The sequence below is a fragment of the Actinoplanes sp. NPDC051861 genome (assembly GCF_040681145.1).
Lineage (GTDB): Bacteria > Actinomycetota > Actinomycetes > Mycobacteriales > Micromonosporaceae > Actinoplanes.
In genome coordinates, this window is record NZ_JBFAYE010000010.1 from 170,277 (window position 1) to 194,698 (window position 24,422).

The 24,422-nt window shown below is 71.0% G+C and carries 17 protein-coding genes; 9 read left to right on the forward strand and 8 right to left on the reverse strand.

Going from position 1 to position 24,422, the window contains the following annotated elements; genetic code table 11:
• The first annotated feature begins 3 nt into the window (after nt 1-3).
• Nucleotides 4-1,200: an MFS transporter gene (locus AB0M02_RS25740; protein ID WP_364230875.1), complete on the forward strand. Its 1,197-nt coding sequence runs from the start codon at nt 4-6 to the stop codon at nt 1,198-1,200.
• On the opposite strand, the gene AB0M02_RS25745 is transcribed toward AB0M02_RS25740, so the two are convergent.
• The 5 genes from AB0M02_RS25745 to AB0M02_RS25765 form a co-directional block, all read right to left on the reverse strand.
• The gene (locus AB0M02_RS25745; RefSeq protein WP_364230878.1) at nt 1,145-4,705 is read right to left on the reverse strand and encodes an NB-ARC domain-containing protein; all 3,561 of its coding nucleotides are present in this window, start codon (nt 4,703-4,705) and stop codon (nt 1,145-1,147) included. The genes AB0M02_RS25740 and AB0M02_RS25745 overlap by 56 nt on opposite strands.
• Nucleotides 4,705-7,101 (reverse strand): VWA domain-containing protein, encoded by a 2,397-nt coding sequence (locus AB0M02_RS25750; RefSeq protein WP_364230880.1) that lies wholly within the window; start codon nt 7,099-7,101, stop codon nt 4,705-4,707. Before AB0M02_RS25750 ends, AB0M02_RS25745 begins: the two co-directional genes overlap by 1 nt.
• A 14-nt stretch (nt 7,102-7,115) precedes the next feature.
• Nucleotides 7,116-8,129, reverse strand: a complete 1,014-nt coding sequence (locus AB0M02_RS25755) for a serine protease (protein WP_364230882.1) — start codon at nt 8,127-8,129, stop codon at nt 7,116-7,118.
• 118 nt (nt 8,130-8,247) lie between these two features.
• The gene (locus AB0M02_RS25760; RefSeq protein ID WP_364230884.1) at nt 8,248-9,330 is read right to left on the reverse strand and encodes a tartrate dehydrogenase; all 1,083 of its coding nucleotides are present in this window, start codon (nt 9,328-9,330) and stop codon (nt 8,248-8,250) included.
• Nucleotides 9,327-10,016: a GntR family transcriptional regulator gene (locus AB0M02_RS25765; RefSeq protein ID WP_364230886.1), complete on the reverse strand. Its 690-nt coding sequence runs from the start codon at nt 10,014-10,016 to the stop codon at nt 9,327-9,329. Before AB0M02_RS25765 ends, AB0M02_RS25760 begins: the two co-directional genes overlap by 4 nt.
• 96 nt (nt 10,017-10,112) lie before the next feature.
• Here AB0M02_RS25765 and AB0M02_RS25770 point away from each other — a divergent pair, with 96 nt between their 5' ends.
• The 6 genes from AB0M02_RS25770 to AB0M02_RS25795 are packed head-to-tail and all read left to right on the forward strand — an operon-like array spanning nt 10,113 to nt 18,589.
• Nucleotides 10,113-11,366: an MFS transporter gene (locus AB0M02_RS25770; RefSeq protein WP_364230888.1), complete on the forward strand. Its 1,254-nt coding sequence runs from the start codon at nt 10,113-10,115 to the stop codon at nt 11,364-11,366.
• A complete protein-coding gene (locus tag AB0M02_RS25775) occupies nt 11,363-12,289 on the forward strand; it encodes an NAD(P)-dependent oxidoreductase (protein ID WP_364230890.1) in 927 nt (308 codons plus the stop codon). Before AB0M02_RS25770 ends, AB0M02_RS25775 begins: the two co-directional genes overlap by 4 nt.
• Nucleotides 12,286-13,920, forward strand: a complete 1,635-nt coding sequence (locus AB0M02_RS25780; RefSeq protein ID WP_364230891.1) for an FAD-binding dehydrogenase — start codon at nt 12,286-12,288, stop codon at nt 13,918-13,920. Before AB0M02_RS25775 ends, AB0M02_RS25780 begins: the two co-directional genes overlap by 4 nt.
• 8 nt (nt 13,921-13,928) lie before the next feature.
• On the forward strand, nt 13,929-15,296 hold the full coding sequence (locus AB0M02_RS25785) for an acyclic terpene utilization AtuA family protein (protein WP_364230894.1): 1,368 nt from the start codon (nt 13,929-13,931) through the stop codon (nt 15,294-15,296).
• Nucleotides 15,289-15,603, forward strand: coding sequence for a DUF4387 domain-containing protein (locus tag AB0M02_RS25790; protein ID WP_364230896.1), 315 nt, complete (start codon nt 15,289-15,291; stop codon nt 15,601-15,603). The genes AB0M02_RS25785 and AB0M02_RS25790 overlap by 8 nt, the downstream gene beginning before the upstream one ends.
• A gap of 43 nt (nt 15,604-15,646) precedes the next feature.
• Entirely contained in the window at nt 15,647-18,589 is a 2,943-nt protein-coding gene (locus AB0M02_RS25795; RefSeq protein WP_364230898.1) for a hypothetical protein, read from the forward strand.
• Here the strand turns inward: AB0M02_RS25795 and AB0M02_RS25800 are convergent.
• Nucleotides 18,558-19,430 (reverse strand): hypothetical protein, encoded by an 873-nt coding sequence (locus AB0M02_RS25800; protein ID WP_364230901.1) that lies wholly within the window; start codon nt 19,428-19,430, stop codon nt 18,558-18,560. The two genes, AB0M02_RS25795 and AB0M02_RS25800, sit on opposite strands and share 32 nt — an antisense overlap.
• Nucleotides 19,430-19,786, reverse strand: a complete 357-nt coding sequence (locus AB0M02_RS25805; protein ID WP_364230904.1) for a peptidase inhibitor family I36 protein — start codon at nt 19,784-19,786, stop codon at nt 19,430-19,432. The genes AB0M02_RS25800 and AB0M02_RS25805 overlap by 1 nt, the downstream gene beginning before the upstream one ends.
• A gap of 145 nt (nt 19,787-19,931) precedes the next feature.
• On the opposite strand from AB0M02_RS25805, the gene AB0M02_RS25810 reads away from it, so the two are divergent.
• Nucleotides 19,932-22,514, forward strand: a complete 2,583-nt coding sequence (locus tag AB0M02_RS25810) for a tetratricopeptide repeat protein (protein WP_364230906.1) — start codon at nt 19,932-19,934, stop codon at nt 22,512-22,514.
• A gap of 106 nt (nt 22,515-22,620) precedes the next feature.
• Here AB0M02_RS25810 and AB0M02_RS25815 read toward each other — a convergent pair whose 3' ends face one another.
• The gene (locus AB0M02_RS25815; protein WP_364230908.1) at nt 22,621-23,280 is read right to left on the reverse strand and encodes an alpha/beta hydrolase; all 660 of its coding nucleotides are present in this window, start codon (nt 23,278-23,280) and stop codon (nt 22,621-22,623) included.
• Nucleotides 23,281-23,347: 67 nt separating this feature from the next.
• On the opposite strand from AB0M02_RS25815, the gene AB0M02_RS25820 reads away from it, so the two are divergent.
• Nucleotides 23,348-24,409: a saccharopine dehydrogenase NADP-binding domain-containing protein gene (locus tag AB0M02_RS25820; protein WP_364230909.1), complete on the forward strand. Its 1,062-nt coding sequence runs from the start codon at nt 23,348-23,350 to the stop codon at nt 24,407-24,409.
• Nucleotides 24,410-24,422 lie beyond the last annotated feature (13 nt).

A 24,422-nucleotide genomic window follows, 5' to 3' on the forward strand; every position in this document is an offset into this window, starting at 1 on the left:
CCGGTGCGTGATCAGTCACGGGTCTACTACGTGCTCGTCGCGGCCAATCACGGCTTTTTCGCGGTCGCCTTCACACTTTTGCTCGTTTACCAGGTCTCGGTTGCCGGATTGTCTGCGTTTCAGCTCGTTGTTGTCGGCACGGTCCTCGAAATCACGTGCTTCCTCGGGGAAGTGCCGACCGGGCTGGTCGCTGATGTCTGGTCCCGCCGACTGTCCGTCTTAATCGGATTTGTCCTCATCGGGCTGTCCCTGATCCTGCAGGGTTCGCTGGCGACGTTCTGGTGGATCCTCGCGGCTCAGGTGGTGTGGGGACTCGGGTACACCTTCACGTCCGGTGCGGTCGAGGCGTGGATCTTCGACGAGGCCGGCCCGGACGTCTTTCTCCGCGGCCAGCGCGTCGCGCTTGTTGCCTCAATCCTGGGCACGTGCCTCGCGGGCGCACTGGGCGCGGCGTCCCTGCGGCTGCCCATGCTCGTCGCGGGCGCCGGCTATCTGATCCTCGTCGCGGTGCTGTTGCTGATCATGCGTGAGCACAACTTCGTCCCCGGCCATGATCGCGGCTCGTTCACCGCCATGCGCCGCGTGTTCGTGGCGGGTGTCGTCCAGGCCCGCCGCCACCCGGTCGTCCGCTCGTTCCTGCTGATCAGCCTCCTGGCGGGCCTGTCGAGCGAGGCGTTCGACCGATTGTGGACAGCGCACGTGCTGGCGTCCTTCACGCTGCCGGTGTCGCCGGCGGTGTTCTTCGCGGCCTTCGCGGTGGCCGGACAGTTGCTGGCCCTCCTCGCCAACATCGCGGTGTCCCGGGCCGCCCGGTCACCGCACCCGAGTGCGCTGCTGGCCCTGCTCACACTGGCTCAAGTGGTGGGCATGGCGGGGCTGGCGGTGTTGCAGAACCTCTGGCTGGCACTGGGTTCCGTGCTGGTCCGCGACGCGTCCCGGGCCCTGTCCGAGCCACTCCAGGCCGCCTGGCTCAACCGCAACGTGGACTCGGCCTCGCGAGCCACGGTTCTCTCGGTGAACAACCAGTTCGACGCGATCGGCCAGATCGTGGGCGGCCCACCACTCGGGGCTCTCGCCGGCCGCACGTCGATCCGGGTCGCGCTGCTGGCCTCGGCGGGCTTGCTGGCGCCGGTCGCGGTCCTGTTCAGCCGTCTGGGGAGAGCCGCACGAGGACCGGACCCCGCGACCCGTTCATCGTGATCAGATTGCCGTACCAGGAGATGTCGCGGAGCGAGCAGTCGAGTCGGAGGAGAGCGGACATCCGGCGCTCCGCGACGTTCCAGACCTCCAGGGATCCGGCCTGCCTGGCCACGGCGAGCCGGACGCCGTCCGGTGACCAGGCCAGGGCGATGATCAGGCCGCCTTCAGAGGTGCGCAGGCGAATGTCGGCGGTGTGATCACGCACGCGCCAGATCACGATCTCGTCGTAGGCGCCCGCCGCGATCGTGGTCGCGTCGGGATGAAGTGCAGAGCAAATGATCGAGTTCTCGTGGTGGAGTCTTGTCGAGGAAATCTCCATCGATCGCACGTCGAAGGTTCGCGCTACGCCGTCGGCGTCGAAGGCCACCAGCCAATAGCCGTGGGGGTCCGCGACCAACTCCCACACGTGATGAGTGGTTCCTGGGAGGCGCCCCAGCTCTAGTCCGCTCGCGGTCTCCCGGATGATCACCTGCCCTCGGCTGAGGGCATCGTCGACATTGCCGTAGCCGGCAGCGGCGAACCAACGACCGTCGGTCGGTGTGGCGAGCAAAACTCGGCTGTCGGTGGGCATCCGCATCTGACTGGTCTTCCGGGGTTCCCCAGCGACATCCCAGATTTGAATGTTCTCGGTGTCCGTGGTCACGAGCCGCTGATGGCCCGCGGCTTTGAGCGCAGCATCCGCGAAACCGCTGTCATGCAGGCGAACGGGCTCTCGGCCCGGGCGCCAGACGAAGATGCCGGAGTCCGACCGGACCGCGGCCCATCCGCCGGTGACATCTCGGAACAACGCGGTCGGGCGGCCGCCGACCCGGGCGTGTTCGCGCGATGAGCCGCCGGAATCCCTCAGGTCGAGATATCCGTCCGCGGAGGCGAGAAGGACATTCTCGTCGACATTCGCAACGGCGCAGGTCCAGCGGTGCCGGCTGACAGGCAGTGAATCGGCCGCGATCTGCCAGACCGACACGGATTCGGCGTCGGCCGAAACGAAGTGGTTCGCGTCACGAGCCGGGATGAGAGTGTGCGGCGATGCCGCGCCGATGAGACCCACCTCTGAGCCCGTTTCGCGATCGAACACGGATATTCCCCGCTCGTGCCCGAGCACCACTGTCCGCCCGTCCGACGAGATGGCCGGATTCGACGCGTTTCTGACCGGAGCCCCGATGCGCTCGACGCGGCTCAAGTCGTTCATGTCCCAGATCACCAGCTCGCGCCCCTCATACGCCATCAGCCGGCGGCCGTCACCGGAGAACGTCAAGCTGTCACGGACGTCGCGGCCCGAGAGGTGCTCGATGGACAGCCCTTCCGCGATCCGCAGAATCCCGGCGCCGCCGCCTTCATATGCGAGCGCGGCTACCGCTGTGCCTGCCGGGGCCGTCGCAACAACGCAGTCCGACACTCTGGCCGGAGTGCGAATGGAGCGAATGTCCTGTGAGAGCAGCGATACGACACCAAGGTCTTGTTGTGCAAAGGGCCGCCCGCCAATCAGCAGAAGGTGAGCACCGTCCGTAGTGAAGGCGAGGATATGAGGTCGGGGACAAGAAACCGTGCGAGGCGGTTTCTTGCTGGTGAGATCAAATATTGCGATCCGGTCGCGGCCGGCAATCGCCAGGACGGCCCCCGTGTGGTTGAGGCTGATCAAGGGTGGATCGAACGGATCCCGATCGATCCGGCGGATCAGCGTGCCGCTGGCAGTGGCGTAAACCTCGACCAGGCAGCGTTCCCACACAGGAAGGGACACGGCCATTGTCGATCCATCGCCGGAGAGTTCCATCAACGAACCTTCCGGAGCGAGGACGCGGTGGACTTCCTTCCCGAACCGGTCGTATACACGCACCGATTCGAGGAAGGCCACAACGACGACGTCGTGGGTTGACAGGTAGCGCAGATCGACGGGCCGGTCGTCGCCTCTCGCCAGGACCCGGACGAGTGCCGGATGGGCGGATTCCATGATGCTGTCGTCGACGGGCAGGCGTGCCTCCGCGGGTACCGACGTCAGAAGCCCGTCCCGAAGCGGGCGGTGGGTGACCGCGGCGGCGAGTGTGTTGGCGAGCACGTGATGGCTGGAGATGCTCGTAAATTCGCCTGCGGCGACCGGTCGCGCGCCGAGCAGGTGGGCATTCTGGCGGACCGTCTGGGCGAGGCTCGTCAGCACCGGGTCGTCGAGCAGGGTGAAGTCGGACTCGACGGCTGCCGGGTTCATCCGTTGGAGCTTGCCGATCAGGAAGCCGGGGTCCAAGAGGAGTCCTTTGAGCTGCTCGTCTTTGCCGGCCATAGCAAGATGTGTAGGGATCCACTGCCAGAGGAACAGTTCGCCGACGCTCCCGTGCGGCCAAGCCGGTTCGGCAGGATCGGCTTGCGCGGCAAGGAACGCCGCGTGCAGATCGCGTGCCGGCCGGCTCAGATTGTGGTGCAGATAGGCGCGCACGACGTCGTGCAGCAGCAGCCGCGGTTCGTCCTGGGGATAGGCGGCCAGTGACATGTCGGCGAGGCGGCGGCAGAAACGGTGTGACTGGAAGGGCGTCCAGCCGCCGGTGTGTGCCCAGAACCGTTCGATGATTCGACGCGGGACCTCCACGTCCTCGCCGAACACGGCCAATTCCTCGTAGCGCAGGCGTTCGTCGTCAGTCAGGCGCGCGAGGCTCACCTCCATCGTCGTGGTGATCGCGCGGTCTCGGCGGCCCTCCTCGTGGACGTCCAGGACTGTCGGGCCGGCCTCGTGCAGGGCCGTGAGGATCTCCGCGAGCGCGTCGGTGACCGGCCGTCCCGCCGCAACGTCCGAGCCGGCCGCGCCGTTGACCAGGCTGAGCAGGAGCGGCCATCGCCCGGTCACCGCCAGTACGTCGTCGACGACATCGGCCTCGACGTCGGGGAGGTTCTCCGCCACGAGCCGGGTCGCGCTCTCCCTGCTCATGGCGTCGACCAGGACGGACTCCGTGGCTGGTGGCAGCACCGAGCTGTCGCGGGTGGTGACGAGACGGACCACGTTCTCGGCCGCGAACAGGAACGGCTCCAGCTGGGTCGACAACCACACGTCGTCAAGGACGAGCAGCACCCGCCGGTCGCCGATGCGCCGGGCCAGCTCGGCGCCCGCCTGAACGGGTGTCGGCAGGGCCGCCGGAGCACCGGTCAGCAGGGCGCACACGCCGTTGATCTCGTTGGCCAGGTCCGGGCCGGTCAGGTCGCTGCCGAACGTGACCCAGACGATCCCGTCCGGGAAGCGATCCCGGAGGCGGGGATCGTGGGCCAGCATCCGGGCCAGCGTCGTCTTGCCGAAGCCACCGGCGCCGCGCAGTGCCGTGGCCATCGCGACGGTGCCGGCGGCCGGTGCCAGCACCAGATCCACGAGCCGGTCCATCAGCTCCGGCCGCGGCACCTCCCGGCCGGTCAGCGCCGGGAGGATCGGGCGGCGCCAGCCCTCGGTGAACCGGTTGACCTGCACCCCGCCGGCGCCCGTGTTGATCTGGACGCCCTGAGCCCCGCGCAGGTCGAAGTGGGCCGGCTCCATCAGACCCGGTGGAAGCCGTTTCGGACGCGGCCGAACTGGCTCATCGTCTGGACGGCGGCGGCCCAGGCGGACGGGCCCGCGCCGTCGTGGAAGCGGCGGGTCTGGCCGAGGTTGTCGGTCAGCGAGACCAGCTTCATCATCGTGACGCGGTCGTCGCGGAACTGGGGTGCCGGGGAGAACTCGTAGGCTGCCCGCAGACTCTCCGCGTGGTTGCGCAGGCGCTGCTTGGCGGTGGTGCGGTCGTCGGCGTACAGGTCGTCGAGGGCGTAGAACGTGACCTCGCTGGTCCACAGGCCGATCGCGTGGGCCTGCACGACGCTCGCCGGGATCGTCGCGGGCTCGGTGAAGCGCAGCGGGCGGCGGTGGTTCTCCCGGTTGGCGACGTCCAGGAACTGCACGGTCACCGAACCGTCGCCGGGCGCGGGCACGCCGTCCGGGATCTGCACCTCCAGGACCACCCAGTACGCCTCACCGAACGCCAGGTCGGGCGCGAAGATCCGGATGCCGGACTCGTCGGTGATCAGATCCTTGAGCGGCGCCACACCGTACTGCTCCAGACCACGGCGGCCGGTGTCGCGCGCCTCCTGGATCACGGCCTGGCGGGCGGCGCGGTCGGTGATCAGGTCATGTCCGTAAAGGTGCCAGACGGTCACCTCCGCCGGGATCTCGATCTTGAGCTGGATGTTGATGGCGGCCAGATGCTCACGGCGAGTCTGATCCTCGGCGAGGCTCAGCCGTACCGTATCGGGGTCGGTGACGAACGTGGACTGACCGCCCGTCAGCCCGGCGAGAGCGTCCAGTTCCCGCATCTGAGCGTCGTAACCGAACCCGAAACAGGAGATCGTGACGTCCCCGCGGATCCGCTCGGCGGCCTTGGCGCGGATCTTGATCCAGTCGGTCTCGCCCGAGATCGGCTGGCCGTCCGAGAACAGGTACATGTGGTTGGCGATCGTGCCGTCCAGGCTGTGCCGTTCCAGTTCGTTGAGCGCGTACTGCACGCCCATGTTCAGATCCGTCGAGCCCTTCGGGATCAGCCGCCCGACGACAGCGGTGAGGCCGGGCTTGTCGATGTCGGCCTTGCGGGTGGACGGCAGGACGGTGCTGGCGGTGGTGTCGAACGAGACGATCCCGAGCACGTCGTCGTCGCGCAGCTGGTCGAAGAGGCCGAGCACGGCCGCCTTCACCAGGTCGATCTTCTCGCCGCCCATCGAGCTGCTGGTGTCCACCGCGAACACGATGTTGACCGGCAGCGGCGCGGCGTGCCGGGCGGCGTGCGCGGGGGCGTCAGCCGCGCGGAGCGCGACTTCCAGGAAATGCGTGGTGCCGGGCTGAGCTTTGACGTTCCCTTGCGCTTCAGACCAACCATGACGTACGGCGACCGCACTCCCATCACTCGGCGGAGCCAGATCGTCGATGTTCCCCGCCACGAAATCGTCGAACCGGATCTGCTCCTGCTCGACCAGCACCCCCTCGTCGATCAGGTCCTTCACCCCATGCGTGAGCCTGGTCCCGAAAGCGTTGTTCCGCCGAATGAACAGCCCGTCATGCGGCAGCGGCTCGTCCCGCTGCCCCACCGGCACCCGCGCACCCGCACCACCGAGCACCGCGCTGGTCGGTCTTGCGCTCATCCGCACCGACGGCCTCGGAGCCATCTGGCGCCGCGCCGCGAAGAGGTCGCCGTAGTCCTCCTCCCGTCCCGCACTCCCGCGACCGCCGCGCACCGAGCCGGCGGCCTCGTTCCACCCCGCATTCGAGGACTCGGTCTCGGCGGCCCAGTCACCAGCCGCCGCCCCCTCCGCTCCCGCCCATACCCCGTCCTCCTGCCACGGGTTTCCCCCTGACGGCCACCCGGCATCGCTGGCCGGTTCCGCACGACGCCGATCGATGCCGCCGCGCGGCGGCCGCGGCAGCACCGGGGGCGCCGACCGCCGCGGCGGCCGGGACGGCGGCGCCGACCGCCGCGGCGGCTCCGGCAGATCGCCATCGTCGTCGGGCGGAGATTGGACCGCCCGCATTTTCTCCCTGTTCACCCGGGCCAAGTCGTGGCCCAATTCGTGAAGGGCAGTGTCGGGCCTGCTCGCGTCGTCGGGCGGCGAAGGCTGCTGGTCGGCCTGTTTGCGGGGCGGTGGGATGACCCCCTCGCGGGTGAGCGGCGGGGGCTCGGGCGTCTCCACCAGCGGCTCGGGTGCGGTGTCTCGCGGCGGGGGTGGCGTTGCGGCGGTCTGCTCGGTGCGTCTCAGTTGGGCGCTGCCGAGTACCACCGCGACGGCGCCGGCGGCCAGGACCAGCCCGACCGCCCAGACCCAGGGCAGCGCGCCGAAGAGGGCGGCCACCACCGGGAGGACGAAGAGGGCGAGCAGGGCGACGGACATGAGTGGCAGAGATGAGCGGCGCATCGCGGAGTCTCCGATCAGCTGATGGCGGCCGGGAGGGGGCACCGGGCGTCGAGGTCGGTGGGGGTGCGCACACCGCCGTCGAACATGCCGCAGGTGCCGAGACAGTCGAGCCATTCGTCGAGGGCCGGGTCGAGCCGGCGGCCGTCCTTCTCCAGGCGCCGGGCCTGGTCGCGGGCCGCCGGAGTGTTCTGCAGCAGCAGGATCGTCACCTTGATCGCCACGGCGGGAGCATTCGCGGAATCGAACCCCAGCGCCTGCTCGGTGTAGGCGAGCGCAACCGCCAGGTTGCCCCCGGCCAGTGCCACGCGGGCCTTCCAGTACCAGTACGCCGCGTTCTGCCGCCCGTCCCGCGCGACCCGGTGCAGCATCCGGTCGGCCTCGGCGGCGCGTTCGTCGTCGAGGAGCGCCCGCACCCGCTCGACCATCTCGGCGGGCGGTCCCGCGACGGGAGTCAGCCCGAAACGCCGGGCCACGGTGGTCATCGGCGCCGCGTAGAGAACCGGCACACCCCGCCGGACCTCCCCGTCGAGCCGGCTGCGGACCTGCTCGCTGACCACACCGATCACCGTGGACGGTGCCGTCGCGAGGCGGACCGCGCTTCCCGAATACCCCTCGTACCAGTCGAGGGGCTGCTCGACGGCGAGTTGCAGCACGGCGACCTCGTGCCCACCGCTGAGCACCACCCGCCGGTCCACCGCCGTGACCGTGCCGGTCAGCTGCGGATCATCGTCCCCCGGACGGCTGGCGACCATCCACCGCGCACCCACCACGGCCGGACCCGGCCGCCACCCCGACACCGGCACGTCCGCCGCCCGCAACACCGCGACGTCCACCACCGGATCGACCGTCACACTCCCGGCGACGAACTCGGTGCCCTCAGCGGTCCGCACCAGAATCTCTTCACCGTCGCGCCGCTCCGCCACGACGTGCTCCGCCGTCATGACGACGCCACCGGCCAGCACGAACCCACAGCCGGCGAACGTCAGCTCACCAGCCGTCCCTCGAAGCAATATGCGGCAATCGGTCACGCGCCCATCCCGAACCGTCCATGGGGGAGGACCGGGAATCTACCAAAATCGCGCTACCAACAGCCACGAATTGATCACCCAACGTCCGTCGCAGATACGACAGTTCGACGGGCGGCTTTCAGCGTTCGCGCACGCGGTCGGCGATGGCGGTGCCGAGTTCCGTGGTGGTGCCGGTGCCGTGCAGGTCGGGTGTCAAGGGTGCGTCGCGCGGACCCGCTGCCAGGACGTCCTCGATCGCGCCCAGCAGGTGCGCGGCGGCCTCCGGGTGGCCGAGGTGGTCCAGCATCATCGAGCCACACCAGATCTGGCCGATCGGGTTGGCGATGCCCTGGCCCGCGATGTCCGGGGCGGAGCCGTGGACCGGCTCGAAGAGGCTGGGGGAGTCGCCGGAGGGGTTGATGTTGGCGCTGGGGGCGATGCCCAGCGTGCCGGTGCAGGCCGGGCCCAGGTCGGAGAGGATGTCGCCGAACAGGTTGCTGGCGACGACGACGTCGAACCAGTCCGGGTGCAGGACGAACTGGGCGGCCAGGGCGTCGATGTGGAACTTGTCGACGCGTACATCGGGGAAGTCCGAGGACATGGCAGCGACCCGCTCGTCCCAGTACGGCATCGAGATCGAGATGCCGTTGCTCTTGGTGGCCGACGTCAGATGCCCGGCCGGACGGCGCCGGGCCTGCTCGAAGGCGAACCGGAGGACCCGGTCCACACCGGTACGGGTCATCACCGTCTCCTGCAGGACGGTCTCCCGATCGGTGCCCTCGAAGATGCGGCCGCCGATGCTCGAGTACTCCCCCTCGGTGTTCTCGCGCACCACCAGGAAGTCGATGTCGCCGGGCACCCGGCCGGCCAGGGGACTGCGCACACCGGGCATGAGGCGGCACGGGCGCAGGTTCACGTACTGATCGAAGGTGCGCCGGAACTGCAGCAGGCTGCCCCAGAGCGAGATGTGGTCGGGCACCACCGAGGGCCAGCCGACCGCCCCGAAGAAGATGGCGTCGAAGCCGCGCAGGGTCTGCTCCCAGTCGGCGGGCAGCATCGTGCCGTGCCGCTGCCAGTAGTCGGCGCTGGCGAAGTCGAACATCTCGAACTCCAGGCGCAGGTCGAACCGGCCGGCCGTGACGAGGAGTGCCTCGATGCCGGCCGGGACCACCTCCTTGCCGATGCCGTCGCCGGGGATGACCGCGATGCGATGCGTGGTCATCGTCCCTCCCGCAGTGCGTCGAGGCCGCCCTGCGAGTCGGCGAGGGCAACCTGTTCCGCCGCGGCGGAGTCGCCGGCCCGCAGCGCTCGGACGAGAGCCCGGTGGCTCGTCCAGCGGGAGAGCCCGAACGTGTCGTCCTCGGCGACGCGGCGCAGCAGGAGCTCGCGGCGTTGCGGCCGGGAGAACACCCGGCTCTGCTCCAGCATCCGGACCAGGACCGGGTTGTGAGCGCACGCGTCCACTGTGTCGTTGAACTCCTGCATGGTGTCCAGCAGAGCGTTGAGGTGGCGAACGGTGGGCTGTCCCTGCGCGCGGCGCTCCTTGAGCAGGATCAGCAGGTCGTCGGCGCGGTCGAGGATCTCGTCGAGGGTGTCGAGCTGCGCGTGGGTGGCGTGCCGGGCGGCGAACCGGGCGACCAGGCCGCGCAGGCCGACCTCGACCTCGGCCAGGTCGTCGATGGCGGCGTCGCGGATCGCGGCGACCAGGACCGTGCGCGGGCCGATCCGCTCGATGAGCCCGTCGAGTTCGAGTCGGCGCAGTGCCTCGCGGACCGGGGTGGGGCTGATCGCGAGCCGCTCGGCCATGCCGCGCTCGGTCACCTTCTCCCCCGGCGCCAGTTCGCCGGTCGCGATGGCCGTGCGGACGTGCTGATACGCCTGGTCGGCGAGGGTTTCCGTGCCTGTCATGACGACACCCTAGCGCATGCCATGGCTAACTAACGAAGCAACTGTTGACACTTTTGCTACAGCAAAATAGCGTGACGCCGGACACATGGAGGCGACATGGCCGAAACGAAGGTCCGCGACGACGCGGTGTCCTATCGGAAGATCACTTTTTTCATCGCTCTCGCGCTGTTCGCGCAGGAGTCGACGTGGAACTTCTACGACAACCAGGTGCCCGCGCTGCTGCGCGACCACGTCGCGAGCGCGGCGCTGATCGGCGTGCTGATGGGCATGGACAACCTTCTGGGGATCTTCATCCAGCCCTGGATCGGGAACCGGTCGGACAACACCCGCACGAGATGGGGCCGCCGGATCCCGTACCTCGCGGTGGGCATGCCGCTCGCCGCCCTGCTCTTCGTGCTGCTGCCCTGGACCACGTCGCTGACCACGCTGATCGTCGTGATGGTCTGCTACGCGCTGGTGGCCAACACCATGCGCCCCCTGGCCGAGTCGCTGACACCGGACTTCGTCGCTCCGGAGCGACGCGGCCGGACCAACGCGATCGTCAAGATCGCCACCTCGCTGACCATCATCGTGGCGTCGCTGATCAGCCTCTTCGTGGTGGACGAGTCCCCGCGCGCCGCCTTCGCGATCCCGGCCGTGATCCTGCTGCTGGTCACCGGAGTGCTGATCGTCAAGGTGCGCGACAGCCGGTCGCCCGCCTATCAGGCAGCGGTGGCCGAGGACGCCGTCGCCGGTCCGGGCGAGACGAAGTCACCGCTGTGGCGCGTCATCACCGAGCTGGTGACCAGTCGCGACCGCCGCCGCGTGCTCCTGCTGCTCACCGTCTTCCTGTTCGGCGGGGCGTGGTTCGCGTCGAGGTCGCTGATGACACCGTACGGAATGGAGGCTCTCGGCCTGACCCGCGGTGAGGCCGGCGGTCTCACCCTGCCCAGCGGGATCGCCTACCTGATCGCCGCATGGCCGGCGGCGCTGGCCGCGGAACGGTTCGGGCGGCTGCGCGTGATCGCCGTCGGCATCGCCGTCTTCGCCGCCGCTCTCACCGCCGGCGCCTTCGTGCGGACGCCGACCGGGACGATCGTCCTCTTCTGCATAGCTGCAGCGGGTGCCGCCGGTTTCCTGATCAACGCCGCCGTGGCCCTCTGGAACCTCGCGCCGTCGAGCCGCATGCTCGGCGCCTACACCGGCCTCTACGCCGTCACCTGGTACCTCGGCGGCTTCGCCGGTCCGGCACTCGTCGGCGCCGCGGTCGACCTCTCCGGCTGGACCTGGATGCTCCTGGACATCGCGATCCTGGCACTTCTCGCCCTGCTGGTCGTCATCAAGCTGAACCGCCTGGAAAGGGCGCAATGACCATCCTGATCACCACCGACTACCTGGTACCCGGCGACGAGGTGGACACGTATCTGACCGGCCTCGGCTGGACGACCCGGCACGACCCGATGCGTGGTCCACGCGATCCGCAACAGCTCGTCGCCGCGCTGCAAGGCGCCGAGGGCGCGCTGATCGCCAACGAGCCGATGACCGAGATGGTTCTGCGGGCGGCGCCGAGCCTGCGCGCCGTCGTGCGCACCGGCGTCGGATACGACTCGGTCGACGTGCCGGCCGCCACCCGCCTCGGCATCAGCGTCAGCAACCTGCCCGGCATCAACGCGAACGCCGTCGCCGAGTACACCATCGGCCTGATCCTCGCCCAGGCCAGGAGCCTGGTCACGCTCGCTGCCGGCGTCCAGGCCAGATCATGGCCAAGACAGGATGGGTACGAGCTGAGCGGCAAATTCCTGGGCGTGATCGGCCGCGGTGCCGTCGCCCAGCGGGTCAAGCCACTCGCCGAGGCGTTCGGCATGCGGGTTCTCGGCAACGAGGTCCCCCTCGCCGACCTGCTCCGGAAGTCCGACTTCGTGTCGATCCACACCGCCCTCACCGAGCGCACCCGGCACCTGATCGACGCCGCCGCGCTCGCCCAGATGAAGCCGACCGCCCACCTGATCAACACCGCGCGCGGGCCCATCGTCGACGAGGCCGCCCTGGCCGAGGCGGTCCGCACGGGCCGGATCGCCGGCGCCGCTCTCGACGTGGTGGAGACCGAGCCGCTGCCCGCCGGAAGCGTGCTGCGCGACATCCCCGGCATCACCGTGTACTCGCACATGGCCGGCCAGACCGCCGAGGCCCGCCGCGCGGCCGGGGTCCAGGGAGCACGGGAACTCGTCGCCGCCCTCGCCGGCGAGCCGGGCTCCTCGGTCAACGCCCACCTGCTCGGAAAGGAACGCGCATGACCAGCGCGGATGTGATCGTCGTCGGATCCGGCCTGGCCGGCCTGGTCGCCGCCTCGGAGCTGGCCGCCGCCGGCCGCTCGGTGATCGTGGTCGACCAGGAACCCGAGCAGAGCCTCGGCGGGCAGGCGTTCTGGTCGTTCGGCGGGCTGTTCCTGGTCGACTCGCCGGAGCAGCGCCGGATGGGCATCCGCGACTCGCGGGAACTCGCCTGGCAGGACTGGCTCGGCAGCGCCGGTTTCGACCGGGCCGAGGACGAATGGCCGCGGCGATGGGCGGAGGCGTACGTCGACTTCGCCGCCGGGGAGAAACGCGCGTGGCTGCGGCAACTGGGGATCAAACTGTTCCCGATCGTCGGCTGGGCCGAGCGCGGCGGATATGACGCCACCGGGCACGGCAATTCGGTGCCGCGATTCCACATCACCTGGGGAACCGGTCCGGCGCTGGTGGAGACGTTCGCGAACAGAGCCCGTGCGGGAGAGGTGGAGTTCCGGTTCCGGCACCGGGTGGACGAGATCACGACGAGCGGCGGTGCCGTTTCCGGCGTACGCGGAAAAGTCCTTGAACCGAGCAGCGTGCCCCGCGGCAGACCCAGCAGCCGCACGGAGACCGCGGATTTCACCCTGACCGCGCCGATCGTGGTCGTGACGTCCGGCGGCATCGGCGGCAATCACGACCTGGTGCGCCGGAATTGGCCGGAGCGACTCGGCACACCGCCCGCCCAGATGATTTCCGGGGTGCCGGCGCACGTCGACGGCCGGATGATCGGGATCACCGAAGCCGCTGGTGGCGCCGTGATCAACCCGGATCGGATGTGGCACTACGTCGAGGGCGTGCAGAACTGGGACCCGGTGTGGGAACGCCACGGAATCCGGATTCTGCCCGGCCCCTCCTCGATCTGGCTGGACGCGCTCGGCCGGAGGTTGCCGGTTCCGCTCTATCCCGGATTCGACACGCTCGGAACGCTCGCCCATCTGCGGTCCACCGGTTTCGACCACAGCTGGTTCGTGCTCACCCAGAAAATCATCGAGAAGGAGTTCGCGCTCTCCGGATCGGAGCAGAATCCGGATCTGACCGGCCGGGACATCCGTAAGGTCCTGGGCCGGATCCGCGGTGGCGCGCCGGCGCCGGTGGAGGCGTTCAAGCGCAACGGCGCCGATTTCGTGGTCGCCTCCACGCTCGATGAGCTGGTGGCCGGGATGAATTCGCTGACCGAGTCGCCGCTGCTGTCCTTGAAAGAGGTCCGGCGCGTTCTGGAAGCGCGGGACCGGGAGCTGAACAATGCGTTCACCAAGGACATGCAGATCGCTTCTATCCGAAATTTCCGGACCTATCGTGGGGACCGGCTGATGCGGACGGCGGCGCCGCACCGAATTCTCGACCCCGCCATGGGCCCGCTGATCGCGGTCCGCCTGCACGTTCTCACCCGCAAGACCCTCGGCGGCCTGCACACCGACCTCGACGGCCGGGTCCTCGACGCCGCCGGCCACCCGGTGCCCGGCCTGTACGCCGCCGGCGAGGTCAGCGGCTTCGGCGGCGGCGGCATGCACGGCTATCGCGCCCTGGAGGGCACCTTCCTCGGCGGCTGCCTGTTCTCCGGCCGGCAGGCCGCCCGTTCCATCGCCTCGAGTTAAGGAAACTGATGACCGACTCTGACCCCACATGCGTACGCGTGATGGTGCCGACCGGCATGCTCGGCGGCGGATTCCCGCCCTCGACCGTCGACCGCGGCCTCGCCCTCGGCGCCGACGTGATCGCGGTGGACGGCGGATCCACCGACTCCGGGCCGTACTACCTCGGCTCCGGCACCGCCAAGACCGCGGCCGCGGCGGTCGGCCGTGACCTGCGCATCCTGCTGCGCGCGGCGGCGACCGCCGGCATCCCGCTGATCATCGGGTCCTGCGGCACCAGCGGCACCGACTCCGGTGTCGACTGGGTCGCCGGGATCGTGAACTCGATCCTGGCCGAGGAGGGGCTGTCCCTGAAGGTGGCCCGGATCTACAGCGGCCTGACCGCCGCCGATCTCGACCTCGGCCGGATCCGCCCGCTGCCGCCCGCCGGCCCGCTCGACGCGGCGGTGCTGGCGAGCTGCTCGAACATCGTCGGGATGATGGGGCACGAGCCGATCGCCGCCGCCCTCACGGCCGGCGCCGACGTCGTGCTGGCGGGACGGGCCACCGACACCGCCGTGGCGGCCGCCTTCCCGCTCCTGAAGGGCATGCCGGCCGGGCCGACCTGGCACGCCTCCAAGATCGTCGAGTGCGGCGGTCAGTGCACCACGAACCCGCGCGCCGGGGGTGTCCTGGCCACGATCGACGCGGGCGGGTTCACGATCGAGCCGCTGGACCCGGACGTCGCCTGCACGCCCACCTCGGTGGCCGCGCACATGCTCTACGAGACGGTCAACCCGTTCACGATGCGGGAGCCGGCCGGGACGATCGAGGTCCGCGACGCGGTGTACCGGGCACTGGACGACCGCCGGGTGCGGGTGGAGGGCTCCCGCTTCGAACCGGCGGCCCAGCACACGATCAAGCTGGAGGGCGCCCGGGTCACCGGCTATCAGACGATGTCGTTCACGGCGATCCGCGATCCGCACATCCTCGGGCAGATCGACGTGTGGGCCGCCCTGCTCCGCAAGATGATCACCGAGTGGGTGTCCGGCACGCTCGGTCTCGGGGCCGGCGACTACGACCTGGACATCCGGCTCTACGGCCACGACGCGATCCTGGGCCGGCTGGACCCGGCGTCCGGGCCGCCGCGCGAGGTGGGCGTGATGCTGCTGGTGCAGGCCGCCGACCAGCGGACCGCCACCGCCGTGGCGAAGGTGGCGAACCCGCTGATGCTGCATCTGCCGACACCGGACATGGACTACCTGCCGAGCCTCGCGTTCGCCACGTCGCCGGCCGAGACCGAGCGCGGTGCGGCGTACGAATTCGTGCTCAACCACGTCGTCGAGGTCGACTCGCCGACCGGCCTGTTCCGCACCCACCTGGGAGAGATCGATGCCTGACACCGTCGGTGACGTGGCCCTGGAGGTCCGTTCCAAGAACGCCGGCCCGTTCTGGGTGACACTGGAGGTGTTCGCCCGCGACGCCGCGGCCTATGCGCGGGTGACCTTCCTCGACGAGCGGGTGATCGCCGGTCTGTACGGCGTGGACGAGGAGTCGGTGCAGGTCTTCCGCATCCCGGAGCTCAACGTCGTGAAGGTGTCGTTCCCGCGCCCGGTCGTGCAGGGCGGCCTCTTCGACCGGGACATCCACGCGGGGCAGCACCACGTACCGCTGGCGCTGTTGCCCCTTCCGGCGGAATCCCTGTGACGAACGGCTGCGACCGTCAAGCGGGAGGTCTACCACTACTGACATGAGGAGCACGGTGTGGCGGTCGGTGCCGTGGCTGGCGGGCATCGCGGCGGCGACCGCCTGGACCATGATGGCCGAGATCTCCCGGTTGCTCGCCCGGCTCGAACAGGCCGGCGCGGGTTCCTACTCGGCGCACGCCCTGACCGGGTGGCCGGGGCTGCCGCCCTGGTCGGGGCGCCGGGCCACCGAGGCGATCGCGCACTGGTCGGACGTGACGGCGGAGATCGGCCTGCGCACCGAGGCGCTGGCCTGGCTGCGGTGGCACCTCGTGCTGGACGCAGTCGTCCTCGTCCCGGCATACACGGTGCTGCTCTGGTTCGCGGTCGTCGCCGCCGGTCTGAACCGGCGCCGGTGGACGTTCGTCGTGCTGCTGGCGTTCGCCGTCGACCAGGCGGAGACGTGGACGACGATGCTGCTCGTCGGCGATCTCCGCGAGGTACCCGGTCCCGTTCTCGCCGGGGTGGTCGCCGTCCTCTCCGCCCTCAAGTGGGTGACCGTGGTCGTGGTGGCCGGCGCGATCCTCGTGCAGTGGCTGGATCCGCGGGTGGACAAGTCGGGCGAGCGGGTGTGGCGCCGGCACCGGGTGCAGATCGCCGTCGTGGTGATCCTCCTCGTGGTCCTGGTCGCGCCGGTCGGCGGCCCGCTCGACCAGGCGCCCGACGTCGTACGGACCTGGACCGACGGCGAGGGGTTCCCGATGCGCAAGGTGGTCGGCCCGGCCGCCGGTGTCCTGCTGCTCTGTGTCGCCCTCTGGGTGGCGGGCCGGTGGGCACTGCTGGACCGCCGGCTCACCGCTGAGCCTCTGAAATCGCTGTCCCCGTTCGTCCACATCGGTGCCGCTGTCGTCGTGGCGGCAACGGTCGTTGCCGCCCGGAAAGTCCTGAAGGACATGACCGGCGCGGGGCTGGCGGTTGCCGGCGTGCTGTTCGTGGTGGGTGCCGTGAGCCTGTTGCTTAAGGAGAGGACCGGCTGGCGGGTCGAGAAGCCGGCCGACAAGGAGCTGGTCAAATACGCCGGCCGCTGCCTCGCGGTGGCGCCGATCTTCGCTCTCGGCATGCTCATGGTCCGGGCCTTCAGCGGGCCCGTCCTGCTCGACGTCCCCGTGCTGAGCGGCATCACGAACGAGAGCCGGGCCTGGCTGATCGCCGGTGTCCTGATCGTCGCCGCCGCGCCGGCCACGGCCTGGGCGCTGGCCTGGGCCGACGGCCGGGTGGCCGGGGGAGCGCCGCACGTCGTGGGCGTCGTGGTGCTGGCCGTCGCGGTCGCCGCCGGGATCTGGGCCGGTGTCGCACCGGACGGCGCCGGCCGCTACCTGCGCGTCGTCGGCCTCTTCGGCGCGGCGCTCGCCGGCGTCACCATCATCCTGGGCTGGCTGCAACGCCGCGTGGAACTGCGGCCGCCGGCTCGGATCTTCAACAAACTTCCGCGTACGCCGGTCTTCGCGCTGATGTTCGTCACGCTGCTGCTGGCCGCCACCCTGGACGACGGCCGCTACCACGACGTGGTCGTCGAGTCCGGCGAGAGGCCCGCGCAGAGGATGACTCTCGAGCAGACGTTCGCGTCGTGGCTGACACAGGCCGCGGCGTGCTCCGTCCCGGTCCCCGGCGGCCGTCCCGCCGTCCCGCTCGTGCTCGTGGCCGCACCCGGCGGCGGCAGCAGGGCCGCCTACTGGACCGCCGACGCCCTCGACCGGCTGACCGCGGAGGTCTGCGGATACCGGTCGTTGTTCGCGGTCAGCGGTGTCTCCGGCGGCAGCGTCGGCGCGGCCCTGTGGGCCTCGACGCGGCTCGGCCTGCCCGGCCGGCCGGACATCGCGACGACCGGGCGCGGTGCGACCCGGGACATCGCCAACGAGGAGCCGCTGGCCGCGCTGCTGGCCGGGGCGCTCTACCGGGACATCCCGCGCATGGTGCACGGCATCAACATCGAGAAGGACCGCGCGGAGGTGCTGGAGCGGGCGTGGGAGCACGCCCACTCGCCGCTCCGCGTGGACATGATGGACGCCGCGCCCTCTCCCGGCACCGCCGGGTGGCGGCCGGTCCTGCTGTTCAACGGCACGGACGTGAACACCGGCTGCCGGGTCGTCGTCGCCCCGCTGCCGGTCTCCGTGACGCACCGCAGGGACGGTCGCCTGACCGGTTGCGGGTCGGCCGTCCGGGAGACCGGCGGCGCCGGCTTCGCGCCCGGTGTGATCGACGCCCGGGACTACCTGGGCCGGACCGATGCCGGGAACGTGTGCGAGAACGCGCTCAACGCGACATTCCCGCTGTCGACGGCGGCGCTGCTGTCCGCCCGCTTCCCCTATCTCACGCCGACCGGTTCGCTCGTGCACTGCAACGGTACCGATCCGGGGCAGGCCACCCGGGCGTACGACGTCGACGGCGGATACCTGGAGAACAACGGGATCGCCCTGGCCATGGACATGTGGCAGGCGATGGCGCCGATGGTGGCCCGGCACAACGCGGGTGCGGCGGCCTCCGACGCGGTGCTGGTGGTGCCGATGCTCGTCGTCCTCGACAACCACTATCAGAGCGTCTCCGCCGCCACGCCGCCGAGCCGGCCCTCCGAACTGGTCGCGCCGGTGATGGCCTACGGAGCGCCGCGTAAGGCGCAGACCGATCCGGTCCATCTGCAGGACGCGTTCCTGAGCTTCGCCGGAGCGCTGCCCGGCCTGCCCACCGGGCGGCTCCGGGTGGGCACGTCCTCCTGCCCGGACACGCGGGTCTTCCGCGTCGCGCCGAACCGGCACCCCGGCGTCGAGGCGCCACTCGGCTGGGCCCTGTCCGAGTGGGCTCAGCACGACCTCCGCAAGGAGCTCGACGCGCAGGTCCGGCTGGGTGGCGCCTGCGGACTGATCCCGGAGCGGTCGCCGACGCTGCACCCGGGCAGCATCGCCACGGTCCTCCAGCTGATCAGCGGTCGCCTGAACGTCGTGCAACGGTAGCGGTCGCCTCGCGTACCACGGCGGCGGCCCCGATCACCCGGTTCGCGTTGCGGGTGAGCCAGGGAGCCGCGCGGCGCTCGAACTCGGCGTACCAGATCCCGGCGATCCCGGTCCGGCTCCGGCAGCGGGCGTCGGCGGTGGCGAGGGCGATCTCGCGGGCCGCCGGGGAGTCACCGGCGGCCGCCCAGCCGCGGGCGGTCTCGGACGCCTCCTGCGGTATCCGCATGTGGTAGCCCTCCCCAGCCATGCAGCTCTGGTAGGCGGCGGAGGCGGTGGCGACCCCGTCGTCGAGGTAGACGTCGGCGGCGGTCTGATTGAGGTCCTGGGGCAGATAGAACGCGGTGAGCCAGTTGCCGACCGAGCCGTACACCGCTGCGCGGCCCTCCGCCACGCAACCGGTCCGCGGGCTGGTGAACTCCCAGCCGTTCGGTGTGACCAGGCGCGCCACCGGTGCGGCGTCCGGGCCGCCGAGAGCCTGATCGACGCCGGGTGTGCTCTCCGCGTACCTCTGCATTTTTCTGCCGTCGGCGAGCGCGCCGCGCGGGATGGCGTCGCCGTAACCGGCCGCCCGCGCCGCCCGCTCGTCCACCGGGACCGGCAGATTCTGCACGGCGCCCGACTCGGCCATCGGCGGCGGTGGGTCGAAGCCCTTCGCCCGCAGGCAGCTCAGGGTGGCGGCCGCCTCGGCCCGGCCCAGCTCGCCCGGCTGGGCGGCGATCACTCGCAGGGCGGCCCGGACCTCGTCCGGTGAAGGCCGGTCCCCGCAGGCCACCAGGGTCCCGATGAGCAGAAGGGCCGTAGCGGCGGCAGGGCGAAGGCCCTCCGCCCTGCCGCCCGCCATCAGTTGACCTTGAAGTAGTCGATTTTGTCGTTGGCGCCTGAGCCGACGTTGGGGACGTTGGTCTGCGCCTGGAACCGGAACACCACGGTGTCGGGCAGCCCGGTGCGGGAGTTGTAGCCGTCCCAGCGCATGTTGCGGCGGTTCTTGGCCGACGTCACCTGGTCGTTGGCGACGTCGACGGTCGCGCCGCCGGCCGCCCGCGAGTCGACCAGCTTGCCCCGGTAGGAGGCGTGCTGGTAGGCGCAGAAGTGGTCCGAGGCGCAGGTGTCGGCGGCGGCCGCCGGTCCGGCGGTGAACAGCGTGGTCGGCACGGCGATGACGGTGGCGACCGTCAGAGCCCGCAGTGTCTTTCGCATGATTCCCTCCCGTTGTCGTGGCGTCCGATGTGGCGCCGCAACCCAATCTCGGCGACCGGCGGACGCGGTGGGGAAATCCCGAACGAACCCGTACGGACGCGAACCCGACTGGTTTTCGAGCGCGGGTTTCCTAGGCTTCGCATTCATGGGAGTCGACGCTTTCGCCGCGCTGCCCGATCCGGCGTCGGCGAGTTCGCTGGACGATCTCGTCGAGCGCCTGCGGCTGCTCAAGACGTGGGCCGGCGACCCGTCCTACGAGAACATCACCGGCCGGGTGAACGCGCGCTGGACCGCCGACGGCCGGGAGTCCGATCTGGTGGGCCGCACCACGGTGGTCGACTGCTTCCGGCCGGGCCGGCGCCGGATGAACATCGACCTGGTGCTCGCGGTGGTGCGGGCCCTGCACCCGGACCCCGGTTACGTCGCCGACTGGCGGCGGGCGCTGCGGATGATCAGCGGGGAGAACCGGGCCGCGGCCCAGGTCCGGGTCCAGGACACCCTGCCCGGCGACCTGCCGGACTTCACCGCACGCGAGGACGATCTGCGCCGGCTTCGAGAGGCGGGAGTTCAGGCGTACGCCGCGGGCCGCGCACCGATCATCGTGATAACGGGAATGGCCGGTGTCGGAAAGTCGCAGCTCGCGGTCCACGCCGGGCATCTGCTGGCCCGCACCCACGACGTCGACCACGTGCTCTTCGTCAATCTGCGCGGCTTCCACGAGGATCCCACCAAGCCACCCGCCGACGCGTCCGCCGTGCTGGAGGGCTTCCTGCGCCTGCTCGGGGTGCCCAGCCTGCGGATACCGCATCAGCCCGGAGCCCGCGCCGCCGCCTTCCGGGACTGCCTGACCGGCCGGCGCGCCCTGCTGGTGCTCGACAACGCCGCCGACGAGGAACAGGTGCGCCTGCTCGTGCCCGACCTGCCCGGCTGCCTGGCCGTGGTCACCAGCCGGCGCCGGTTCCCCGGGCTCGAACGCGCCACCCACCTCGCGCTCGACCCGTTCACCCCGGCCGAGGCGCTGCGCTTCCTCAGCCAGGCCACGCCGCGGGCGCCGCTCGGCCACGACCCGGCCGCACCGGCCCGGATCGCCCGCTACTGCGGTTATCTCCCGCTCGCGTTGGCACTGCTGACCGGCCACATCCGGGCCACACCGGGCTGGACCCTGACCGACCACGCCGACCGGCTCGACGAGCGTCGGCAGGAGCGCCGGCTCGACAACGCCGTCGAACTCGCGCTGCACCAGTCCTACCAGCACCTGGCCGACGGCCGCCGTACGCTGCGGCTGCTCGCCCTGCACCCCGGCCAGGACTTCGACGAGTACGCGGCGGCCGCGCTGACCGACTCGGACACCGAGACCGCCCGGTCGCGGCTGGACGACCTGTGCCGCGACCACCTGGTGCGCCCGACCGGCACCGGCCGGTACGCGTTCCACGACCTGGTCCGGGCGTTCGCGGTGAACCGGGCCGGCGACGAGGACGCCCCGTCCGCCCGCCGCGCGGCACTGACCAGGCTGTTCGACTACTACCTGTCCTCCGCCGCGACCGCCATGGACACCCGGTCACCGGCCGAGCGGCACAGCCGGCCGCGCATCGCCCCGGCGGGGTTGCCGATGGCGGACCTGAGCGACCCGGGGGCCGCCGCCGCGTGGCTGGACGCGGAACGGCCGACGCTGATCGCGATGGCCGCGTACACCACCGACAACGGCTGGCCGGTGTACACCACCGACCTGTCCCAGACCCTCTTCCGCTACCTGAACTCGGGACACCACACCGACGCGCTGACCATCCACGAGCACGCCCGGCGCGCCGCCCGGTACACCGGCGACTCCCTCGCGCACGCGCACGCTCTCACGAACCTCGCCGCCACGCACACCCGGATGGGCCAGTACGAGGCCGCCATCGAGCTCGGCTCGCAGGCGGTGGACCTGTTCCAGCAGGCCGGCGCGCCTGGCGGGGAGGCGCGCGCGAGCAACAACCTGGCCATCGTCCAGGCGCGCCTCGGCCGCTACCGGACGGCCGCCGACCTCTACGAACGGGCGATGCTGCTGTGCCGCGAGGCGGGCGACCCGGTCGGTGAGCCGCTCGCGCTCGGCAATCTCGGCAACCTGGAGGCGCGGCTCGGCCGGCACGCCTCGTCGGTCACCCGCCACGACCGGGCGGTGGCTCTGCTGCGCGCGCTCGGCGACCGGCACGGCGTGGCCGCCTCCCTGAACAGCCTGGCCGAGGCGGAGATCCCGCTGGGCCGCCACCGCGAGGCCGCCGAGCACCTGGCCGAGGCGCTGGCGATCTTCGCCGACCTCGGTGAGCGCGACGGCCGCGCCTGGACGCTGGACAACCTCGGGACCCTGCACACCCATCTCGGCCAGGCGGACGAGGCGGCGGCCTATCACCGGGAGGCCCTGGATCTGCACCGTGAGACCGGCGAGCGCGACGGCGAGGCGTCGGCGCTCAACGGGCTGGGCGCGGCGGCCTACCTCGCCGGAGACCTGGCCGCCGCGGTGGTCCACTACGGCGGGGCGCGTGCCGCCGCCGACGCGATCGGCGACCAGTTCCAGCAGGCCCGCGCCAGCAGCGGGCTGGGCCTGGCCCATCACGCTCGCGGCGACCACAGCCACGCCCGGGGGCACTACCAGCAGGCGCTCTCGCTCTACGACCACCTCGGCGCGGCCGCCGCCGAGCAGATCCGCGCCTGCCTCGCCGCACTGGACGCCCGCCGCCCACCCGCCTGACCCCGCGTGTGGATTTCCGCCTCTATGCGCGCCCCAACTCCACACACACATACACACACACGCACACGATTTTTTGGGGGTGGCAGTCCGACTGAATCCGTACGGGCTACCGCGGCTCGGTGGCGTACCGGTCCAGGACGGCGGCGAGGTCGCGGGGGCGGCTCAGCGCCGGGGTGTGCCCGCCGTCGATCTCGTCCGGGGTGATGCCCAGACGGTCCCGGGCGACCCGCCGGAGGAAGGCGGTCGGGAACAATCGGTCGTCGCGGCAGATCAGGACCCGGGTGGGCACGTCCGGCCAGGACCGCAGCGGTGACGGCTCGTCCATCCGGGCCTCCGACTGGCGCCGGCCCCGTTTCAGCGCCTCGGTCGCGAGATCGTCCGGGACGTCCTGGTAGAACAGCTCGACGTCGTCGTGCCAGTCACCGTGCTCCTCCTGGTCGTACGAGGTGGCGGTCCAGTAGTCGGTGGGCGCCTCACCCGGTGCCGGGATCATCGGCGCGACCAGCACGAGCAGGTCGACCGGCAGCAGGGAGCAGACGAGCGGCGCGGTGAACGCGCCCAGCGACTGCCCGACGACGATCAGGCCGGTGCGGCCGGCGGCCGCGGAGGCGACCGTCTGCGCGTACTCGGCGAGCCCGGCCGAGTCGTCGTCGCAGGGAAGATCCGGTGCGACGGTGTGATGGCCGCGCGCGCGGAGCTCGGCCTCCACCAGATGCCAGTACCAGCCGACGTCCCCGGCGCCGTGGATCAAGACGAATGTGGCCACGCTTGCCTCCTTCACCTATTCGCGGATTCGGTTCCCACCACTCCAACGGCTGAAGCATGGTGAGGGAATGGACGTCTGGGTTCTGGGCGCGTCCGGCCGGGCCGGAGCCGCGATCGCGGTCCGCCTGCACGGCAAAGACGTGCCGCTGGTGCTGGTGGGACGCAACCGGGCCCGGCTCGACGCGGTGGCGGCCGGGCTGGACCACAAACCGCGCGTCCTGGCCGCCTCGCTCGAGGTCGCCCTGCACGAACTGCGCTCCGCCGAGCCGTCCGTCGTCGTCAACACGGTCGGACCGTTCACCAGGACGGCGCCGCTGGTGGTGGCCGCCTGCCCGCCCGGAACCCACTACGTGGACCTGGCCAACGAGTTCGCCGCCGCCGAGTTCGTCCTGAGCCGCGACGAGCAGGCGGCGCGCGCACGGCAGACGCTGGTCACCGGCGCGGGCTTCGGCGTCCTGGCCACCGAGAGCGTGGTGCTGCGCCTGTGCACCGGCCGCCCGGCCGCCGCCGAGGTCCGCGTCGACGCCGCGGCCTCGGTCTCCACCGAGCTCGGCACGATCGGCGCCGCGCTGGCCGGCACGATCGTGCAGACTCTCTCCTACGGCGGCCGGCAGGTCTGCCACGGCCGCATGACCCGCACCCGGGTCGGCAGTGACCTCCTGCGCCTCACCACCCCCGACGGCCACACCATCACCACGACCAGCGCCGCCACCGGCGAACTCCTGGCCGCCTGGCGAGCCAGCCGCGCCGGCTCGGTCATCGCCGCGTCCACGGGCGTACCGAACGGCGCCCTGATCCGCGGCACCATGCCCGCGGTCACCCTGCTGCTGCGCCTGCCCTTCCTCTCCCGCCTGGCCACCGCCCGCATCGCCCGGCGCGAGACCCGCGCGCAGCCGCGGCCCCGGCCCTGCTCGTGGGCACACGCCCGGGTGGTCTGGCACTCCGGCGAGATCCGCGAGGGCTGGCTGAGCACCGGCGACGGCCTCGACTTCACCACCGCCGTCGCGGCCGAGGTCACGCTCCGCCTGGCCCGAGGACAGGGACGCCGGGGCGCGTTCACACCCGGCGCCCTCTTCGGCGCCGACCTGGCCGAGACGATGGGAGCCGAGCTCGCCCTCAGCGGCCGCTGACACCTTGCACCCG

What these genes read in the sequence shown, in the direction of transcription:
- AB0M02_RS25745 (WP_364230878.1), bottom strand. Translation starts at nt 4,705, where the DNA reads ATGGAGCCGGCCCACTTCGACCTGCGCGGGGCTCAGGGCGTCCAGATC.
- AB0M02_RS25750 (WP_364230880.1), bottom strand. Translation starts at nt 7,101, where the DNA reads ATGCGCCGCTCATCTCTGCCACTCATGTCCGTCGCCCTGCTCGCCCTC.
- AB0M02_RS25760 (WP_364230884.1), bottom strand. Translation starts at nt 9,330, where the DNA reads ATGACCACGCATCGCATCGCGGTCATCCCCGGCGACGGCATCGGCAAG.
- AB0M02_RS25765 (WP_364230886.1), bottom strand. Translation starts at nt 10,016, where the DNA reads ATGACAGGCACGGAAACCCTCGCCGACCAGGCGTATCAGCACGTCCGC.
- AB0M02_RS25770 (WP_364230888.1), top strand. Translation starts at nt 10,113, where the DNA reads ATGGCCGAAACGAAGGTCCGCGACGACGCGGTGTCCTATCGGAAGATC.
- AB0M02_RS25775 (WP_364230890.1), top strand. Translation starts at nt 11,363, where the DNA reads ATGACCATCCTGATCACCACCGACTACCTGGTACCCGGCGACGAGGTG.
- AB0M02_RS25780 (WP_364230891.1), top strand. Translation starts at nt 12,286, where the DNA reads ATGACCAGCGCGGATGTGATCGTCGTCGGATCCGGCCTGGCCGGCCTG.
- AB0M02_RS25785 (WP_364230894.1), top strand. Translation starts at nt 13,929, where the DNA reads ATGACCGACTCTGACCCCACATGCGTACGCGTGATGGTGCCGACCGGC.
- AB0M02_RS25790 (WP_364230896.1), top strand. Translation starts at nt 15,289, where the DNA reads ATGCCTGACACCGTCGGTGACGTGGCCCTGGAGGTCCGTTCCAAGAAC.
- AB0M02_RS25795 (WP_364230898.1), top strand. Translation starts at nt 15,647, where the DNA reads ATGAGGAGCACGGTGTGGCGGTCGGTGCCGTGGCTGGCGGGCATCGCG.
- AB0M02_RS25800 (WP_364230901.1), bottom strand. Translation starts at nt 19,430, where the DNA reads ATGGCGGGCGGCAGGGCGGAGGGCCTTCGCCCTGCCGCCGCTACGGCC.
- AB0M02_RS25805 (WP_364230904.1), bottom strand. Translation starts at nt 19,786, where the DNA reads ATGCGAAAGACACTGCGGGCTCTGACGGTCGCCACCGTCATCGCCGTG.
- AB0M02_RS25810 (WP_364230906.1), top strand. Translation starts at nt 19,932, where the DNA reads ATGGGAGTCGACGCTTTCGCCGCGCTGCCCGATCCGGCGTCGGCGAGT.
- AB0M02_RS25820 (WP_364230909.1), top strand. Translation starts at nt 23,348, where the DNA reads ATGGACGTCTGGGTTCTGGGCGCGTCCGGCCGGGCCGGAGCCGCGATC.